The organism is Tateyamaria rhodophyticola (assembly GCF_047777875.1).
Classification (GTDB): domain Bacteria; phylum Pseudomonadota; class Alphaproteobacteria; order Rhodobacterales; family Rhodobacteraceae; genus Tateyamaria.
This window is the reverse complement of the sequence record NZ_CP180519.1, coordinates 2,195,133-2,213,920: the sequence shown is the minus strand read 5'-3', so window position 1 is coordinate 2,213,920 and position 18,788 is coordinate 2,195,133. Positions and strand designations below refer to the sequence as shown.

The 18,788-nt window shown below is 63.5% G+C and carries 18 protein-coding genes; 12 read left to right on the top strand and 6 right to left on the bottom strand.

Annotated elements, in window-relative coordinates:
• Position 1 precedes the first annotated feature (1 nt).
• The 7 genes from ACERHN_RS12425 (at position 2) to ACERHN_RS12395 (ending at position 7,972) form a co-directional block, all read left to right on the top strand.
• On the top strand, positions 2-451 hold the full coding sequence (locus ACERHN_RS12425) for a GAF domain-containing protein (protein ID WP_415919344.1): 450 nt from the start codon (positions 2-4) through the stop codon (positions 449-451).
• Between the two features lie 80 nt (positions 452-531).
• Entirely contained in the window at positions 532-1,104 is a 573-nt protein-coding gene (locus tag ACERHN_RS12420; RefSeq protein WP_415919343.1) for a helix-turn-helix domain-containing protein, read from the top strand.
• Positions 1,104-1,724 (top strand): LysE family translocator, encoded by a 621-nt coding sequence (locus ACERHN_RS12415; protein ID WP_415919342.1) that lies wholly within the window; start codon positions 1,104-1,106, stop codon positions 1,722-1,724. Before ACERHN_RS12420 ends, ACERHN_RS12415 begins: the two co-directional genes overlap by 1 nt.
• A 1-nt stretch (position 1,725) precedes the next feature.
• Complete coding sequence (locus ACERHN_RS12410) at positions 1,726-2,097, top strand: GFA family protein (RefSeq protein WP_415919341.1); 372 nt, start codon at positions 1,726-1,728, stop codon at positions 2,095-2,097.
• Between the two features lies 1 nt (position 2,098).
• Complete coding sequence (locus tag ACERHN_RS12405; RefSeq protein WP_415919340.1) at positions 2,099-4,546, top strand: GcvT family protein; 2,448 nt, start codon at positions 2,099-2,101, stop codon at positions 4,544-4,546.
• 69 nt (positions 4,547-4,615) lie between these two features.
• The gene (locus tag ACERHN_RS12400; RefSeq protein ID WP_415919339.1) at positions 4,616-5,512 is read left to right on the top strand and encodes a homocysteine S-methyltransferase family protein; all 897 of its coding nucleotides are present in this window, start codon (positions 4,616-4,618) and stop codon (positions 5,510-5,512) included.
• Positions 5,513-5,524: 12 nt separating this feature from the next.
• Positions 5,525-7,972: a GcvT family protein gene (locus tag ACERHN_RS12395; RefSeq protein WP_415919338.1), complete on the top strand. Its 2,448-nt coding sequence runs from the start codon at positions 5,525-5,527 to the stop codon at positions 7,970-7,972.
• Here ACERHN_RS12395 and ACERHN_RS12390 read toward each other — a convergent pair.
• Positions 7,962-8,762, bottom strand: a complete 801-nt coding sequence (locus ACERHN_RS12390; protein WP_415919337.1) for an alpha/beta hydrolase family esterase — start codon at positions 8,760-8,762, stop codon at positions 7,962-7,964. The genes ACERHN_RS12395 and ACERHN_RS12390 overlap by 11 nt on opposite strands.
• Before the next feature lie 107 nt (positions 8,763-8,869).
• Between ACERHN_RS12390 and ACERHN_RS12385 the strand changes: the two genes are divergently transcribed.
• Together ACERHN_RS12385 and ACERHN_RS12380 are read left to right on the top strand one after the other, a co-directional pair.
• On the top strand, positions 8,870-9,517 hold the full coding sequence (locus ACERHN_RS12385; protein WP_415919336.1) for a pseudouridine synthase: 648 nt from the start codon (positions 8,870-8,872) through the stop codon (positions 9,515-9,517).
• 43 nt (positions 9,518-9,560) lie between these two features.
• On the top strand, positions 9,561-10,340 hold the full coding sequence (locus ACERHN_RS12380) for a DUF2189 domain-containing protein (protein WP_415919335.1): 780 nt from the start codon (positions 9,561-9,563) through the stop codon (positions 10,338-10,340).
• Positions 10,341-10,437: 97 nt separating this feature from the next.
• Here the strand turns inward: ACERHN_RS12380 and ACERHN_RS12375 are convergent, their stop codons facing one another.
• Together ACERHN_RS12375 and ACERHN_RS12370 are read right to left on the bottom strand one after the other, a co-directional pair.
• Positions 10,438-10,701, bottom strand: coding sequence for a PAAR domain-containing protein (locus ACERHN_RS12375; RefSeq protein ID WP_415919334.1), 264 nt, complete (start codon positions 10,699-10,701; stop codon positions 10,438-10,440).
• A gap of 3 nt (positions 10,702-10,704) precedes the next feature.
• Positions 10,705-12,759, bottom strand: coding sequence for a type VI secretion system Vgr family protein (locus ACERHN_RS12370; protein WP_415919333.1), 2,055 nt, complete (start codon positions 12,757-12,759; stop codon positions 10,705-10,707).
• Between the two features lie 161 nt (positions 12,760-12,920).
• On the opposite strand from ACERHN_RS12370, the gene ACERHN_RS12365 reads away from it, so the two are divergent.
• From ACERHN_RS12365 to ACERHN_RS12355, 3 genes are read left to right on the top strand one after another with little or no spacing between them, the layout of a single operon-like run.
• Positions 12,921-13,676: a GAD-like domain-containing protein gene (locus tag ACERHN_RS12365; protein ID WP_415919332.1), complete on the top strand. Its 756-nt coding sequence runs from the start codon at positions 12,921-12,923 to the stop codon at positions 13,674-13,676.
• Complete coding sequence (locus tag ACERHN_RS12360; RefSeq protein WP_415919331.1) at positions 13,673-14,248, top strand: hypothetical protein; 576 nt, start codon at positions 13,673-13,675, stop codon at positions 14,246-14,248. Before ACERHN_RS12365 ends, ACERHN_RS12360 begins: the two co-directional genes overlap by 4 nt.
• Positions 14,245-15,690, top strand: a complete 1,446-nt coding sequence (locus tag ACERHN_RS12355; RefSeq protein ID WP_415919330.1) for a T6SS phospholipase effector Tle1-like catalytic domain-containing protein — start codon at positions 14,245-14,247, stop codon at positions 15,688-15,690. The genes ACERHN_RS12360 and ACERHN_RS12355 overlap by 4 nt, the downstream gene beginning before the upstream one ends.
• On the opposite strand, the gene ACERHN_RS12350 is transcribed toward ACERHN_RS12355, so the two are convergent.
• From ACERHN_RS12350 to ACERHN_RS12340, 3 genes are read right to left on the bottom strand one after another with little or no spacing between them, the layout of a single operon-like run.
• The gene (locus tag ACERHN_RS12350) at positions 15,663-16,670 is read right to left on the bottom strand and encodes a DUF4123 domain-containing protein (protein ID WP_415919329.1); all 1,008 of its coding nucleotides are present in this window, start codon (positions 16,668-16,670) and stop codon (positions 15,663-15,665) included. The genes ACERHN_RS12355 and ACERHN_RS12350 overlap by 28 nt on opposite strands.
• Complete coding sequence (locus ACERHN_RS12345; RefSeq protein ID WP_415919328.1) at positions 16,667-17,473, bottom strand: hypothetical protein; 807 nt, start codon at positions 17,471-17,473, stop codon at positions 16,667-16,669. Before ACERHN_RS12345 ends, ACERHN_RS12350 begins: the two co-directional genes overlap by 4 nt.
• Positions 17,473-18,786, bottom strand: coding sequence for a hypothetical protein (locus ACERHN_RS12340; RefSeq protein WP_415919327.1), 1,314 nt, complete (start codon positions 18,784-18,786; stop codon positions 17,473-17,475). The genes ACERHN_RS12345 and ACERHN_RS12340 overlap by 1 nt, the downstream gene beginning before the upstream one ends.
• Positions 18,787-18,788 lie beyond the last annotated feature (2 nt).

Below are 18,788 nucleotides of genomic sequence, written 5' to 3'. Positions count from 1 at the left end.
CATGCCCGACTACGCGATGCTGAAACAGACCGTGCAAAGTCTCACCGAAGGCGAGGATGACACCGTGGCCCTGATGGCCACCATCGCCTGCGAAGTGCACCACAGCGACGACCGGTTCGACTGGACCGGGTTTTACCGCGTCACCGGCGCCGAGATGCTCAAGATCGGGCCGTATCAGGGCGGGCACGGCTGTTTGCAGATCCCGTTTTCACGCGGCGTCTGCGGGGCGGCAGCCCGGACGGGTGAGGTGCAGCGTGTTGCGGATGTGGATGCGTTTCCGGGCCATATCGCCTGCGCTAGTTCGACGCGCTCGGAACTGGTCCTGCCGGTGAAGGACGCGGCAGGCGACGTGATTGCTGTCTTTGACATCGACAGCGATCAACCTGATGCCTTCACAACCGAAGACGCGGAACAGCTTGGCGCGATCCTGAGTGCCGTATTTTCAAAATGATGTGTTCGCCGTGAAAAAAATCCTTGCTTTTTCACGTCCGCTGCGGCGTCATGAAAAGAGGCAAGGATTTTTCACGACTCATGTTGCAAACGCACCCCCCCACGGCCTCATCGCTTGGCGCTGACCTGCGCGCCCTGCGCAAATCACGTGGGCTGACATTGCAGGACATGGCGGATGCACTGGGCCGGTCGGTCGGGTGGGTTAGTCAGGTCGAGCGTGACATGTCCGAACCGTCGATCACCGATCTGCGGCACATGGCGGCGACACTGGACATCGCGGTATCAACGCTGTTCCGCAACGGTGTCTCACCGGCCAACGAAGAGGGCTATATCGTGCGCAAGGGCGCGCGCCGTCCGATCGGATCACGTGCCGCGGGCCTTGTCGAAGAACTGCTGTCGCCGGACCTGACCGATGATTTCGAAGTCGTGCATTCGACCTTTGAGCCGCACAGCCGGATCAAGGACCCCGTGACGCGCCCCACGCAAGAGGTGGGATATATCCTGTCCGGGCAATTGGACCTCGAAATCGGCGACACCGTGTTTTCCGTCGGGCCGGGTGACAGTTTTCGCATTCGCGGCGAACCGTTCCGCTGGATGAACCCCTATCCGACGCCTGCCGTCGCGATCTGGGTCATTGCGCCGCCGGTCTATTGATGAGCGCGGAGGGGTGGATCATATTCACGCTCTTCTGGGCCGTGTTTGTCACGACGCCCGGACCGAACGCCGTGAACTGCATCACCAACGGCATGACGCTTGGGTTTCGCCGGTCGGTGCCCGGAATTCTCGCGATCCTGACACAGGCAACCGCGTTCCTGATCCTGTCGGCCTTCGGCATCACGGCGCTGATCGCAGCATCGCCCACAGCGTTTGGCATCGCCAAACTGATGGGCGCCGGGTTCCTGATCTGGATGGGTGTGCGCGTGTGGATGCGCGCCGGGTGCGTCGCGACCCCGCGCGCTCAAACCGGCCGCTCCGTGTATCTTCGCGCCCTCGCCATCGCCACGATCAACCCCAAAAGCGTCGCAGGTTACCTTGCCGCGTTCTCGCAGTTTGTGCAGCCGGACGTGCCCGTCTGGGATCAGATGTGGGTGATCATGCCCACGGCGCTGACCCTGACCGCTTTCAGCTATGCCGGGTTCACGGCCCTTGGTGCCGGGCTGGGACGGGCCGCGTTGGGCGCGGTGTTCAACAAGTGGCTGCAACGCGGGCTTGCGGCCTGTTTCATCCTCTACGGTCTGGCCCTCGGGCTCAGCCATACACCGCAGAGGGCCTGAGATGCTGACCGGATCCTGCAACTGTGGCGCCGTATCCTTTACCGTGGCGCACACCGAACGCTGCTCGGCCTGCCATTGCGGGCAGTGCCGCAAGCAATCGGGGCATCACTGGGCTTCCGGTCTCGCGCGCGACAGCGATGTGGCGATCACCGGCCCCGTGCAGTGGTACGCCAGCAGCGACACCGCCCAACGCGGGTTCTGCGGCACATGCGGCTGCTTTCTGTTCTGGAAAATGGATGGCGAGCCGAAGATCAGCTTTTCACTTGGCACGATAGACGGCCCCACCGGCCTGTCCCTCGATCGCCACATCTTTACCGCCGACAAGGGCGACTACTACGACATCGCGGATAACATTCCGCAAAGGGAGACCTGACATGAGCGATTTTCCAACAACGGCCCGCGTGGTCATCATCGGTGGCGGCGCTGTCGGCACCTCTGCGCTGTACCATCTGGCGAAAGCCGGCTGGAAAGACTGCGTCTTGCTTGAAAAGAACGAATTGACCGCGGGATCCACATGGCACGCGGCGGGCAACTGCCCGAACTTTTCGTCCTCCTGGGCGGTGATGAACATGCAGCGCTACGGGCTGGAGATGTACCGGACCCTCGCCGACGATGTCGATTACCCGATGAACTACCACGTCACCGGTGCCCTGCGTCTGGCGCATTCCAAGGAACGGATGCAGGAGTTCGAACGCGTCGCAGGCATGGGTCGGTATCAGGGCCTCGAGATGCAGATGTGCACGCCCGCCGAGTTGAAAGAGTTCAACCCGTTCATGGAGACCCACGATCTTGCGGGCGGTCTGTGGGATCCGCTGGATGGTGACATCGACCCGGCGCAGCTGACGCAAGCGATGGCCAAGGGCGCGCGTGACGCCGGTGGCCGTATCGAACGGTTCTGCCCTGTGATCGGCATCGACCGCGACGGTGATGAGTGGATCGTGAAGACGGAAAAGGGCGATATCCGGGCGGAATACGTCGCGAACTGCGCGGGCTACTACGCGCAGCGCGTGGGCGAGATGTTCAAGCCGTTCGGCGGGCGCACCGTGCCCATGGTGGTCATGTCCCACCAGTATTTCCTGACCGAAGAAATCCCCGAACTGGCCGCGTGGACCAAGGAAAAGGGCCACAAGATGCCGATGATCCGCGACGTGGACATCAGCTATTACCTGCGTCAGGACAAAAACGGCCTGAACCTTGGCCCGTATGAGCGGAACTGCAAGGCGCACTGGGTCACGCCCGATGATCCGATGCCCGAAGACTTCAGCTTCCAACTATATCCGGACGATTTGGAACGGCTCGAATTCTACATCGAGGACGCGATGGAGCGCGTGCCCGCGCTTGGCACCGCCGGTGTGGGGCGCAACATCAACGGCCCGATTCCATACGCCCCCGACGGGTTGCCGATGATCGGCCCGATGCCCGGCGTCAAGAACGCGTTCGAGGCGCATTCCTTTACCTTCGGCATCGCGCAAGGTGGCGGTGCGGGCAAGGTGCTGTCCGAATGGATCATGCATGGCGAAACCGAGTGGGACATGTGGGCGACCGACCCACGCCGCTATACCGAACATGCCGATCACGACTATTGCCTGAAAAAGGCGCTGGAAACATACGGCCACGAATACGCCATGCACTTCCCGCACCATGAATGGCCCGCTGGTCGCGACAAGAAGCTGTCGCCGGTCAATGACCGCGTGCGTGCCGCAGGTGGCCAGATGGGGGCCTACAATGGCTGGGAGCGGGCCAATTGGTTCGCCAAGGATGGCGACGACACGTCCGAGGAATCGACCCAGACCTGGAACCGCAGCGGCCCGTGGGAGCAGCGGATCAAGGAAGAGGTTGAGGCGGTGCGCGATGGCGTTGGCGTACTGGACCTTCCGGGCTTCTCACGCTTCTCCCTGAGCGGTGAGGGTGCCGCCGAATGGCTGCGCGGCAAGATTGCCGGTGCACTGCCCAAGGCGGGCCGCATGACGCTGGGCTACTTCCCCGACAGCCGGGGCCGGATCCTGACAGAGATGTCGATCATCCGGCACGGCGAAGATGACTTTACCCTGATCACCGCCGCTCTGGCGCAATGGCATGACTTTGACGTGCTGAACAAGGATCTGCCTGCGCACCTGAGCCTGAGCGACCATACGGATGCGTTTTCGACGCTGATCGTCAGCGGTCCAAAATCGCGTGACCTGTTCGAAAGCATCGGGACCGAGGCGGACCTGTCGCTGGGCTGGCTGACCCATCAGGACGCGGTTGTGGCGGGCACCAAGTGCCGGATGCTGCGCGTATCCTTCGCGGGCGAGCTGGGCTGGGAAGTGCACGCACCGCTGGCCGATATCCCGGCACTCTATGATGCGATCATCGGTGCTGGGGCCACGCCGTTTGGCATGTACGCGCTGAACTCGATGCGCATCGAAAAGGGCTACCGCGCGTGGAAGGGCGATCTGTCCACGGATTACTCGCTGTTCGAAGGGGGTCTCGACCGCTTCGTCAAACTGGACAAGCCGCAGGACTTCCCCGGCAAGGCCGCGCTCCAGAACGAAAAGCAGCAAGGCTCGAAAAAGCGGTTTGTCACCATGGTCGTGGACGCAGGCGAGCAGGACGCGCCCTACATGTCCACCGTTTGGAGCGGCGATACGGTTGTGGGTGAGACCACGTCAGGCGCATGGGGCTACCGGATCAACAAATCCGTGGCTTTGGGTGTGGTCCGTACGGATTTGTCCGAACCCGGCACCACGCTCGAGATCGAGATGTACGGCAAACGCTATGCCGCGACCGTGCAACCCGATCAACCGCTGTGGGATCCGGCCAACGAACGGTTGCGTGCGTGAGGATTTTCCAACAGGGGTGCCGGACCGGACATCACGTCGGTGTCCGGCACCCCTGACGGAGACTTAGCAATGGCAGACATCACCCTTCTTGACGGCGGCATGGGGCAGGAACTGGTGCACCGCGCCGGGGACAAACCCACGCCGCTCTGGTCCACGCAGATCATGCTGGATCACCCCGGTCTCGTGACCGAGGTGCACCGCGATTTCTTTGCCGCGGGGGCGACCGTCGCCACCACCAACAGCTATGCCATCCACCACGACCGCCTGATGGACACACCTGTCGAAGGCGCGTTCTCCGCCCTGCATCAAAGCGCGCTCTATGAGGCGCGCACGGCGCGGCGCGAACACGGATCGGGCCGCATTGCGGGGGCCATCGGGCCGCTGCGCGCAAGCTACCGCCCCGATCTGCATCCCGCGCCGGAAGAGGCCGTTCCGCTCTTTGCCGAGGTGGCCGCGCTGCTGGCCCCGGCCTGTGACCTCCTGATCTGCGAAACGGTCGCCTCTGTCGCCCACGCGCGCGACATCCTGGCTGCGAGCGTACCGCACGGCCTGCCCGTCTGGCTTGCGCTCACCGTTGATGATCAGGACGGGACAAAACTGCGCTCGGGTGAGCCTGTATCGGAGGCCGTCCCGGTGGCCGAAGCGGGCGGTGCCAGCGCCATCCTGATCAACTGTTCCACGCCGGAGGCGATTGGCCCGGCTCTTGCCGGGTTGTCCGCAACTACGCTGCCCACCGGGGCCTATGCGAATGGGTTCGAGCGGATCAGCGAAGGGTTCATGGACGACAAGCCCACGGTGGACACGTTGACGCTGCGCCGCGACTTCACCCCCGATCTTTATGCTGACCACGTCATGGCGTGGATCGACGCAGGGGCCACCATCGTCGGCGGCTGCTGCGAAGTCAGCCCCGACCATATCGCCGAAATCGCCCGACGTCTGCGCGACGCGGGCCACACCATCGTCTAAGGAGCCACTCTCATGCCCGACCTGCCCACCTCTGCCCGCGTCGTCATTATCGGCGGCGGCGTCATCGGGTGTTCGGTTGCCTATCACCTGACCAAGCTGGGGTGGAAGGACGTCGTCCTGCTGGAACGCAAGCAGCTGACGTCCGGGACCACGTGGCATGCGGCAGGATTGATCGCGCAGCTGCGGGCAACGGCGAACATGACCAAGCTCGCGAAATACAGCCAGGAGCTTTATGGCGATCTGGAGGCGGAAACCGGTGTGGCCACAGGATTCAAACGGGTGGGGTCGATCACCGCCGCCTTGACGGCAGAACGGCTGGAAGAGCTGCGCAGGCAGGCGGGCATGGCCCGCGCCTTTGGCGTCGAGGTCGAAGAGATTTCCCCGGCGGAGGTCAAGGCACGGTACGAACACCTCAATATCGATGATGTGACGGGTGGCGTGTATCTGCCGCTGGACGGGCAAGGCGATCCTGCGAACATCGCGCTGGCCCTGGCCAAGGGCGCGCGCCAGCGCGGCGCCAAGGTGCAGGAACGCACCGCTGTCACCGGCCTGACCAAGGACGGCCGCCGTATCACCGGCGTCGATTGGCAGGGCGAAGACGGCACCAGCGGGCACATCGCCTGCGACCACGTTGTGAACTGCGCGGGCATGTGGGGCCACGCAGTGGGCAAGATGGCGGGCGTGAACGTCCCGCTTCAGGCCTGCGAACACTTCTACATCGTGACAGAGGCGATCAAGGACCTGCAACAGCTGCCGGTGCTGCGGGTTCCGGACGAATGCGCATATTACAAGGAAGACGCGGGCAAGATCCTGTTGGGGGCGTTCGAACCCAACGCCAAGCCATGGGCCGTCAACGGCATCCCCAAGGACTTTGAATTTGACCAACTGCCCGAGGATTTCGACCATTTTGAGCCGATCCTCGAGGCAGCAGTGAACCGGATGCCAATGCTGGCCGAAGCGGGCATTCACACGTTCTTCAACGGCCCCGAGAGCTTTACCCCAGACGACGCCTACCACCTTGGCCTCGCGCCCGAGATGGACAATGTGTGGGTCGCGTGTGGCTTCAATTCCATCGGTATCCAATCGGCTGGTGGCGCGGGCATGGCGCTGGCGCAGTGGATGGAAGACGGGGCGAAACCGTTTGATCTGGGGGATGTGGACATCTCCCGGATGGAACCGTTCATGGGCAACAAGACCTACCTCGCCGAACGCTCGACCGAGACGCTGGGTCTGCTCTATGCCGACCACTTCCCCTATCGCCAGAAGGCGACCGCACGCGGGGTACGCCGTACGCCGTTCCACCAGCACCTACTGCAACATGGCGCCGTGATGGGTGAGCTGGCGGGTTGGGAGCGGGCCAACTGGTTCGCGCGGCCCGGTCAGAATGCGGAATATGAATATTCTTGGAAACGGCAGGTCTTCTTTGACAACGTCGCCGAAGAGCACAGGGCGATCCGCGAGAATGTCGGGATGTACGACATGTCGTCCTTCGGCAAGATCCGGGTCGAGGGGCCGGATGCGACGGCCTTTATGAACCATGTGGGCGGCGGGCAATATGACGTGCCCGTGGGCAAGATCGTCTATACCCAGTTCCTGAACACCACCGGCGGGATCGAGGCGGACGTGACCGTCACGCGGCTGTCGGAAACCTGCTATCTCGTGGTGACCCCTGCCGCGACGCGTCTTGCGGATCAGACGTGGATGATGCGCCACAAGGGTGATTTCAACGTGGTCATCACGGATGTGACCGCGGGCGAAGGGGTGCTGGCCGTCATGGGCCCCAACGCGCGCAAACTGCTCCAAGCGGTGAGCCCGGCGGACTTCACCAACGACGTGAACCCGTTCGGCACGGCGCAACAGATCGAGATTGGAATGGGCCTCGCCCGCGTGCACCGCGTGACGTATGTGGGCGAGTTGGGTTGGGAGATCTACGTGTCCTCTGACATGGCCGGTCACGTGTTCGAAGTGCTACACGAGGCCGGGCAGGACATGGACCTCAAGCTGTGCGGGATGCACATGATGGACACGTGCCGCACCGAAAAGGGGTTCCGCCACTTTGGTCATGACATCACCTGCGAGGATCACGTGCTGGAGGCCGGGCTTGGCTTTGCGGTCAAGACGGACAAGCCCGACTTCATCGGGCGTGACGCGGTGTTGCGCAAGAAAGAGACGGGCCTTGAGAACCGGTTGGTGCAGTTCAAGCTGACCGATCCCGAGCCCCTGCTCTATCACAACGAGCCGATTGTGCGGGATGGCGAGATCGTCGGCTACCTGTCCTCGGGCAGCTATGGTCACCACGTCGGCGCTGCGGTCGGCATGGGATATGTGCCGTGCAAGGGCGAAGCGGTGGCGGACGTTCTGGCCTCCACCTACGAGATCGACGTGGCGGGCACGCGGGTACGGGCCGAAGCATCGCTCAAGCCGATTTACGATCCGAAATCCGAGCGCGTTAAGGTGTAGCGGCGAACCAGTCGCGCGCCAGCGTGGTCCAACCGCGCGGCATCCCGTGTGCGCCATCATGTTCGCAAAACGTGATGGCGCCCGCATCACAGCTGTCGTCCCATTCCCGGCACCGGAACTGTTCGCCGATGTTGATCCGGTCGGGATGGGTGCGGCACTGGTTGGCGCGTTTGGCGAGGTTGAGACTGTCCCACAGGCTGCCTTGATGCCAGTCGCGGATGGCGCGGCCTTCAAACGGGACCTGATTGTCGGCAAAGCCGTGGATCTGCAGGAACCGCACCGGCGCGCTCGGGCAATCGGTGGTGTCGTTGGGTTCGCGCAGCGCTCCTGCGATGGACACAAAGGCAGCAAAGTCCTGCGCTGCCTTGCACGCCATCAACCACGCCATGGACCCACCAGCCGAGAACCCGGCGACAAAGATGCGGTCGGGATCAATCGACACCTTGGTGCGCGCATCCGCCACCACATCAAGGACAAAGCGGACGTCGTCCCGTTCACCCCCCTCGCGCCCGGCCCAGCGGCGGCTGTCGCGCCCTTCGATGGGCGTGCCGTTGGGGGCAATCACCACGTATCCGGCATCCGCGAACTCGCTCTTGATCCCACCGCGAAAGATCATCTGACCCGTCGCGTTGTGCCCGTGAAAGAACACCAGCGCGGGCGCGCCCTTCTTGCCACCGCCCCCGTCGATCATATGGTAACTGCCCCCGTCGATTTCGCAGGGAGCATCGGGACCGCATTCAGCGGCAGCAAAGGTGGGCAGGGCCAACAGCAGGGCAATCAGATAACGCATACCCCGCAGGTCTGCACATTTCGCGGCCTTGCGAAAGGGATCGTGCGCCTGCGCGCGGGAACGTGATCACCCTTGCGCACAGGCCGCGCATTTGACAGGCGGGAGGCATGAGCAGCGATTACAATCCGCCGCAGGATCCGCTGGTGATCCTGCATGATGATGCCGAGATCCTGGCCGTCGACAAACCCGCGGGCCTTCTGAGCGTGCCGGGCAAGGGTGAACACCTGGCCGATTGCCTGATCGCGCGGGTGCAGGCGGTGTGGCCGCAGGCGCTCCTGGTCCATCGGCTGGACCGTGACACGTCGGGCGTGATCGTCTTTGGCCTGACCCCACATGCGCAACGCTTTCTGTCGAAACAGTTCGAACTGCGTGCAACGCGCAAGAGCTATGTCGCGCGTGTCCACGGGCGGCTGACGCCCAAGACGGGGCGCGTGGACCTGCCTCTGGGCGTCGACTGGCCGAACCGGCCGCGTCAGATGGTGGATCACGAGAACGGCAAACCCGCCATAACCGACTGGCGCGTCCTGCGCGACCATCCGGACGAAACCCGCGTGCGCCTGATGCCGCAGACGGGGCGCAGCCATCAGCTGCGCGTGCACATGCTGGCACTTGGGCATGTCATCCTTGGCGACCCGCTCTATGCTACAGGCGCGGCCTTGGATCACCCGCGCCTGATGCTCCATTCCGAAGAGCTGCGCATCAAACATCCCGACAGTGGCAAGATGATGCGGTTCCGCGCCCCGGCCCCGTTCTGAGCCGGTTTGACAGAAGCGCACCGGCGCACGTACGCTCAAAGACATGACAGACCGAGCCCATGGCGCGCCGGACCTGCGTGCCCCCACAGTCTCCGACATCGCCACAAGCCTGCGCGCAGGTGCGCGGGATTTCATCGCCGCACCGCATATCGGCCTGTTCTTTGCCGGGTTTTACGTCGTCGTGGGCGTCGTCATGACCGCCATTACATTTGTCACCGGTACGACGTTCTGGCTCATCCTTGCTGTGCTGGGCTTTCCGCTGATCGGAGCGTTTGCAGCGCTCGGTCTTTACGAAGTGAGCCGGCGGCGACAGCACGGGGAACACTTGCACTTTTCCGAGATCGTGTCGGTTGTCTGGGCCGAAAAGAACGGGCAGTTGCCGTGGCTGGCCGTGATGGTCGTCGTGCTCTTCCTGTTCTGGTTCTTTCTGGGGCACATGATCTTTGCCCTGTTTCTGGGCCTGTCCCCGATGACGAATGTGTCCACATCGCTCGATGTGTTCTGGACAGCAGACGGGCTGACCATGCTGGCATTCGGCAGTGCCGTGGGCGCGGTGTTCGCCGCGCTAACCTTTGCGATGTGTGTGCTGGGGATGCCGATGTTGCTGGACAGGGACGTGGATTTCGTGACCGCGCTGACCCAATCCATCGCGGCTGTGGCGGCGGCCCCGGTCATCTACCTCGGATGGGGTGCGTTTATTGCGGCCGTTACGCTGGCCGCGATGCTGCCTGCGTTTCTCGGCCTGTTTCTTGTCTTGCCGGTGCTGGGACATGCGACGTGGCACCTGTATCGCGCGGTGGCCGAAGACCGGCAGCCGGTTTGATCGCAGGGTGCATCACACCTGCATGGGTCGGAGCACCTGTCACGTACGATGTTCCACCGACGTCACACCCTGATTGCAGCAATCGGATCATACCCCGCTAAGGCATGACCTTTTGCGTCGGTGATCCACTGATGATCGTGCCGCCATGGGAGGTGGTCGATCCAAGATAGGCAATGGGTTTGCCGTCGGCGGTCGAAATCGATGACCCTTTCACGATGGTGGCGCCGCAGGCGGTTTTGTCCCCCACACGCGCCACGGCGAGGTTGTCGGCGGTGTGGTTCGGGCTCCCCTGCACAATCGGCGTGACCGCCTTGCACAGCGGACAGGCATGTTTGTCGGTGACACGGGCAATCGGCAGCATGCGCTATTCCTTCTGCTTCATGCACTCTTCGACCAGCGGTAGGGCGTCCTTGGCCGCGCCCTGCAGGGTCGGAACTTGCGCGCTGCCCGATCCGCCCATAGACACCATGCCCTTGAGGTTGATCTTGGCCGCCTCAAGCGTGATGCCGGAGCCGTCAATCGTGATCTTGCCGCCCGGTCCCTTGATGGTGAATTTCTCGAACGCCATCAGGGTGTGCTTGCCGGTGTTGTTGGTGATGGACTGCGTCACATCGAGGGTGGATTTGCCCATCACCGTTTCTTCGTGGTTGCGCCCGATCTGAACGAGGTGATCGGCATAGATGTCCTGTTTGTGGATGTTGCCGACATAGTGCACGTGGTCCTTGCCGTACTTCTCTTCCTGATTGCGGCCCACCTCGTATTTGACATCCTGTCCGATCGTTTCGCGCTGATCGCGGCCCACATTCATCGTTTCGTCCTGACCCACGACTTGCGCGCGGTCGCGCCCGATGGTGTTGTTTTCATCCCGGCCAATGGACTTGCTGCGGTCGTTCAGGATTTCGATCTCCTGATCCTTTTGACCGTGCATGTATATCAGTTCCTGATCGCGTTCGTCCTCGAACATCAACTCGTTGAACCCGCCGCCCTGATGGGTGTCGGATTTGAAGGTGCTGCGCGTCTTGTTCGCGGGCAGCGGGTACGGCACGGGATTTGCACCGTTGTAGACACAGCCCGTCACCAGCGGCTTGTCCGGGTCGCCCTCAAGGAACTCGACCACGACCTCCATCCCGATCCGCGGGATCACCATCCCGCCCCAGCCCTTGCCCGCCCAGTTCTGGCTGACCCGGCAGCGCATGGAATAGGCGTTGGCCAGATCCCAGTGGAACCGCACAAGGATGCGCCCGTATTCGTCACAGTCAATCTCACCTTGCCCCACGACGACAGCGGTCTGCGGACCCTGCACAACCGGCACATGTGTGCGGCGTTCGGGGCGCAACGGCTCGGTGTCGGGCATTACGATATAGTCGCCCTCATAGGCTTCTTCGGCGCCTTTGGCGTCGCCCGACCCATAGGCCTGCGCCTTGTAGCTGTGGCGCGCGCGCAGGCACAGCATCCGTTCACCGGTCACCCCCGGGATCGTATCGCCCGCGGGCGTCACCCGCCAGCCCGCGCACAGGCTGGCCACATCGCCCTTGGCGATATAGCGCACCGCCTGCCCCGTCTCTTCCTGAATGCGGCGCGTCACGACGTGACGGCCATAGCCTTCTTCGAGGTAGTCACCGGGCCAGTCAAAGCTTTCGATATCGCCGTGGGCATGGGTGGCATCGCCCGCCTGCCCGACCTCCTGGGTGGCGTGGGGCATCTTGAAATTGTATTCGGTCAGGCGCACGGCACCTGTTGTCACCCGCGACCCGCCGCGCCATTCGTAAAAATGCTCTTCCTTGTGCATGTGGTAGCCTTCGACCCCGTAATAGGGGCGCGATCCGCCGGGCACCTCGGGGTGGAATGCGACTTCGTCCGTCATCAGCAGCGTGTGGTTGCCCATCTCGTGCCGCCAATGCCAGGTGATCCCGAACCGCTCCATCATCCGGCGTGCGAAATCGGCGTCGCTTTCGCGGTACTGCACCGTGTATTCCAGCGTCGGGTAATCGGTCGACAGCTCGTATTCCATGTGCGGGCTGCCAATACTGGCATAGGGCGAAAGCACTTCGGTGAGGATTTCGATCACCGACATATTATGGAAAATCCGCTGGTTCCGCCGCAGCCCCGCAACGTGCAGCCACGGTCGCAGCGTCAGGTCATAGCGGTTGCCATTCTCTTCCATACCGCACCACTGGGCGCTGGTCACGATGCCATCAAAATAGCGCTGCCCGCCGGCAACCTCCATTTCGACGGTCGCATGGGTGCCCAGCAAAGCGTTCAGGTCGATGTCGGAATCCGACGAAAGCGCCTCGACCTGCCAGGTGAAATCCCCCGCCAGTTCCTCGTCGCCGTCCATGCGCAGCAGCGCCAGCGCATTGGGTCCAAGTGCGGTTTGCAGCCGCGCGCGGCGGTTGTCCTGGATAAATGGCGCATTCATGGGCGTCTCCGATTGAACCGTTCATACACGTCACTGCCACACCTAGCAGAGTTGCCGCGCGGTGTCGCGTCGCAGCTTGGCACCGCACAAGCAGCGCGTGCGCCAATACCACTCCCAATAGCACAGGAGTGATGATATCACACTCGGGGAAAGGACCATAAATGGCAAGATACAGCGATCACCCCGGTGCCGATGCGCGACTGCGTGCCGTGCTTGAGGCACAAGGGCCAATGACATTGCCGGTTGTCCCGCCTGCCGACATGATCGCAGGATTTGTGGGCCGTGTGCCCGACATCCTGCTGGATCTGTGGTCCGATACTGGCGTGGGCGATCTGCGTGGCGGGGCCATGCGCCTGTGTCTGCCTTCGGAACTCGCGCCGCAAATGGCGACGCTGTTTCGCGCCGACCCCGACTTTGGCTTTCCCGAAGGCGTCAAGGACCCGCAACCCGCGGCGCGTCTGCGCCACACCGATGTGCACGCCATCGCGCACAGCCCGTTTGGCGACATCATCGCCTGGAGCGAGCGGCACGGCTTTGTTCACATCAACATTGTGCAGGGCCTGGTGGCCGCGCCGTTCCTGTTCAACCCGAAGGGTGCGCCACATCCCGATGATGCCGCGCTGGATTTCATCCTGGGCGCTGACGACGCGGTGTTTGACATGGATGACCGGGACATGCAGCCGATGCTGGCCCCTGCGGTGGACACGTTCGGGCCGTTGAAACGGATGTTCATCTATGCCCCTGGTCCCGCTGCGACCCATGATCCGATCCCGACGCTCGACGTGCTGTTTCCCCACAGCTATCCCGAATGGCTGGACGAACGGATCGCCTCGAAACGCTGGACCCTCGCCGATCTGGCGGGCGGACGCCTGAACGTGCGGCGGATCGGGCCGCAACCCAAGGCGGGCAAGCGATGAAAACGGCCCTGCCCATTGCCGCGGTCCTGATGCTGAGCGCTTGTTTTGACAGCGCGCCGGAACAACTCAGCCTGTCCTATGGCGCGCACGCGCCCAGTCCGGTGATGGTCCTGTCATTCACCGTCAACGCGGCGCCGGAACCTGCGACGCCACTGGTGGTCTTTGGCGCGGCGGACAGCGGCTATCCAAGGACCAGCGGGACGCGTACGGGCGGCAGCTGGCCGGGCGATGGCGGCACCGCCTCCATTAGTGCCACGTGGGTCGAATTGCTGACCGACCGCGCCTATAGCGCAACGCTGGACGTACCCACCGCAGACCTGCCGCGCAGCGCCAGTGACGCAGCACAAGTGGCCGCCATATTTGGTCCGAACGGGCTGTTGGTGCTGGCCGGTGACAGCGTCGAAACCATGCCCGAATACATCAACATCGCGCAGGCCTGTGGCACGCGCGCACCCGCGCAGGATCAGGATTTTGCCGCAGCACCCCTCGCCCATGCGCGCCTGACCGAAGCGTTGGCCGTCGCACATCCGCCCGTGCCCGCAACCACCACATGCCCGGAGCCCGCCCAATGACCACGATCGGAGGACAGGCCGCCGACGCCAATGCCCAGGACGGCACGATGGGAACCGTGGGCGGGGTCGCGGCCAGTTGCCCAAACACCGCGCTGGAGATCGGCGTGTTCTTTGACGGCACCGGCAACAACTCCGCCAACGTGATTGCAGGGCCGTCGTTTATGTCCGGCTCGAGTTATTCCGCGGCACGCACCAACGTCGCCCTGCTCAGCGATCTTTACAAGCAGAAGGTCGATCAGTGGGAGCAGGACGGCACGGGATACTGCCGCAAGTTCGACATGCTTTATGTTCAGGGCATCGGCACCACAGCCGACACCAGCGACTACCGTCCCGACAACCTGACCGGCACGATCAACGGCATGGGACCGACGGGCGTAGAGTCGCGCGTGTTTCAGGCGTGCATCGACCTTGGGCAAAAGATCACCCTTCTGTCGGGCGGCGCAGAGCCCACGGAAATCATCGTGGACGTGTTCGGCTTTAGCCGTGGTGCCGCTGCTGCGCGCTATTTCGTGAACTGCTTTCGGCAGGGCTTTATCCAGTACAACGCCGTGGATTGGAGCATTTTCGAAGGCTCCCATGTCGATGAGCGCCGCGCCTTTGTCCCCGAAGGACGCAATCTGCGGTTCCGTTTCGTCGGGATATTCGACACCGTGGCAGCCATCGGCTGGGCCGATGATGACGACAACGGGCCGGTCAACGTGCATTGCAGCACGGCACAGGCGGACCGGATCTTTCACCTCACCGCGGCCAACGAGTTTCGCAAGAATTTCCGCTTGAACCACAATGTGCCGGGCGGCGGTGATACGCGCGAGATGCCCGGCGCGCATTCGGATGTGGGGGGCGGATACACCAGCGGCCCGGAAAATCACCTGCTCGAAGAAGCCGAGGATCACAGCTTTTACACCCGCGAGGCCGCCGAAGCGGCGCGCGCCGCAGATGTGGCCGCCGCGCAGGCGGCACAGACGGACCTCAACAGCTTTTTCGTCGAAGAGGGCTGGATCGAGCCGGGCAATCCGTCCGGTGCGCTGCAGAATATGCCGACGGAAATCGTGGAACGCCGGCTGCCCGGCATCGCCGGCCTGACGAGCGGTCGCACCTATACCTATACCACGTCCACCCGCATGGTCCGCGATCAGGTCAACGCCGGGCTGTCGCGCATTCCGCTGCGCATCATGTATGATGCGGCCCGTGCAACCGGCGTGCCGTTTGGCGCGTATCCGTCGGGCGACACTCAATACGCGCCGCCGGACGGGCTGCCTGCGGGGGTGGCTGACCGCATGATCGCCGGGGGTGAGCCCAGCGAGGCGGAACGCCGCACCATGTTGCAAGGCTGGGGGCACATCTCGTCCCGGCTCAACAGTGTGCAGGACCGGTTGGGCCACGCGCCGGACGAGGATTTTGAACGGGTGATCTACTACAACAACGCGGGCGCCGCGAAATGATCCCGCTCAAGAACCTCCATCCGTGCGGCGATCAGGGCAAACCGGTCTTCGGCTGATCCGCGTTGGGTCATGGCCGCCTGAACCAATCCTTTCGGGTCCCGTTCCAGCACGTCCGCGCCATAGTGGATGTCCCACGCGCAAAACGTAAACAGCATGTCGCGCCGCCAGAACCCGGCGCCGACCATACGGTCGACCGCATCACTGACACGCACGGCCAGGTCCTTTCCAAGCGCCTCTGCCGCATCGGGAAATGTGGCAAGCAGCCGGTCCACCAGCTGCTGCTTGTCCCGCCGCCATTGCAGCGCGCGAAACGCCTCGATCTCCGGTGGTTCGAGCGAAAACGTGCCCGCAGCCTGCGCCGTGGCATCGCAGTCGGGCCCGGCACGCACCTGCGTCAGACCCACCCCTTCGAGCCAGGTTGGAATGACAAAGGCGTCGATCGGAGCAGCCTCTCGCGGAAACATCCAGCGCTGCACGGTGTCGGCCCGGTCCGCAACCGCGCGGAAGTAGACCGCCGCCGCATCGGGTTCCCAGAATCGGAAGAAATACGGCTGCCCGGTGTCGTCCGTCACCCGCAGAAAGCGGCGCAGATGCGCATGCAGCGTGCGCAAGTCCGCGTCCGTGGACACAAGGATCCCCGCACCCCGGCGCATCAGCCCATGCACCCCCGCACTGTCATCCGGCACATCACACAGCATTTGCCGCAACAAGGGCGTGTCGGGGCGCACCTGTGCCAGCCACGGCGCCGCATCGCCCGCGTCTTCGGCCATGTCGCCCGTAAACAGGCACAATGCCGGCAATTCCTGCTCGGCCAGCCTTTCCGCCAGCCCCGGAACACGTCCACCGTCAAGGATGGCAAACACCGTCTCACGCGCGCCGAAAATGTGGGTGATCACCTCTTGGGGCAGGGTCTTGTCCACACCCGGCCCCGCGCGCATCGGCAGTCCACAGGGGTCGGAAGAAATGTCGAGATACGTCATGTCCGACCGTCTTGCGGGACGGATTCAGACGACGTGTGCGCAACCGGCCCGCGCGCCATGGCCCGCGCGATCAAAAGCCATGTGTTCACCGATCCGCGCGCCGCGAGCATAAGCGCCATGCTCGCAAACCACAGGATCAGCGCCAGCGGACTGTTGGTGCCGAAATCGGTCGCAATCACCACCGGTGTCAGAAACCCGCCAACCACGACGAGGATCAGAACGCCTGCGAATTCAAACACGCTGGCCCACGCGCTGCGCAGGCCGGACAGGGCTGTGGTGGCAATCCCGCCACCGTCAATGGCCGAGGCAGGCAGCAGCACGACCTGCCCATTATCAACCTGCAGCCGTTCGCGGCGCAGCGCATCAATTGTGGTGTCGGGCACCTGTGCATTGACCCGCCGCAGCCCAACGAGGGACCACGCCGACAGCAGCACCGTGCCCACAAGGAAAACCGGCGATCCCAGCGGCACGACGGATATCATCAACGCCGAAACCATCCCGTTGAGGTACATGAAACCCGCGACCAGCAGAAACAGACCCGCCGCCCGCTTGGCGTAGATCAGCAGAACAGGCGCGAGGTTGATCAGGATCAGAATCCCGGTGCCGACCCAGCTGAGCGCCGCAATACCCGCGCCGAATGTGCCGCGAAACGGCGCCAGCGGTTCGGGCAATTGCGTGAGTGCCGCAATATAGAAACACGGCCCGATCAGCACCAGCACCCAGGCATTGCGATAGACCGCCGGTGCCACCTTGTCCGGCGTGTCGCCGAACCGGACGCGCGTGCCAAAAAAACCACCGCGCATCAGAACAATCCGCTCCCGCGGCCAGACATCAGGTTGCGCCGGATCTGGCCCCAACCGGAGTTCCATTCACGCTGCACCTCACGGCCCAATTCCTGATATTGCTCGACCACTTCGCCCAACGTGTCGGCAAAGCGGCCCGTGATCTCGGTCGCGCCTTGTGCAACACTGCTCAGACCACGGCCCACGGCGCTCATCATGCCGTAAAACTTGTTCTCCAGATCGAAATGCCGCGCGATGGCCGTGACGATGGCGCCCGCGACAAGGCCCGCAACGATACCCACACCGGCCACCAACACGGCGGCCCCCACCGTCAGCCCCGCAGCCGTTGCAAGCACGCCAATCGCGACACCGGCGGCGGCGCTGGCCACAGAGGCCGAAATCACCAGCGCGGCACCGTCGACCACCATCATCGCAAAGAGCCGCTGCCAGTCGCCCCGGCTAGACGGGTCCTCGTACCACTGCACAAAGTTGATGGTGCCCACGATGAAAAAGCCCACGACGGGGATCCGGCTGCCTGCGCTGGCCGCGGTCGAGGCCGGAGCCGCAAGTTGTCCGCGCGTTCCGGCCACAACGGCCGCCATGCGCGACCGGGTCAAGGCCGCCGCAACGCCCACGGCCAGCTGACGACCCACGTTGCTGCCCATGCGTGCGACAATCATCAGCGAACCGGTCGCGCTGCGCGCCACGTTCAAAGCGCCCCGCCCGCCATCGAGGATCGCGCGCAGCGCCGCGCGCCCGTTGCGCGATGCAACCGCCGCCACCGCATCCGCCAGCGCAGGCGCGCCATCCGTCCCGGTGGACCGTAAATCCACATAGCCATCCGTTGCGGCAAACAACGCCTGTGCGCCGGTTGCCTCGTCAAAAACTTCCAATGTCGTCAGGATCGAGACCGCAGCCCACATCAACACCTCGTTGGGTGCTGTATCCACGTCAATCTCACCCTCGCCCGGCGCTCCGCTTTGCAGTGCTGCGGGAACTTCGAGGACCAGCATGTCCTGTTCCGTGTTGCCGCCGGTCGTGGGCGCGCCATTGGGCACCTCACTTACCAAAACCCCGACGTCCTGCGGGCGCGATATGTTCATGTCGTTGAGCGAACAGATCTCGTGTGTCGTCCCGCGCAGCTTCACCGCGAGGGTGTTGGCCGTCCCTTCGAGCGTGTTGGGCAGGATCATCCGTTCGCCATGGGGCAAGACGCCGGTGGACTGCCCGTTGACCATCCCTTCGACAGTCATCGATGTATCCTCACCGTTGAACCGGAACAGGTTGCCCTCGGCACAGCGCGCTTCCGGGTCGTCGCAATTGATCGCGTTCATGG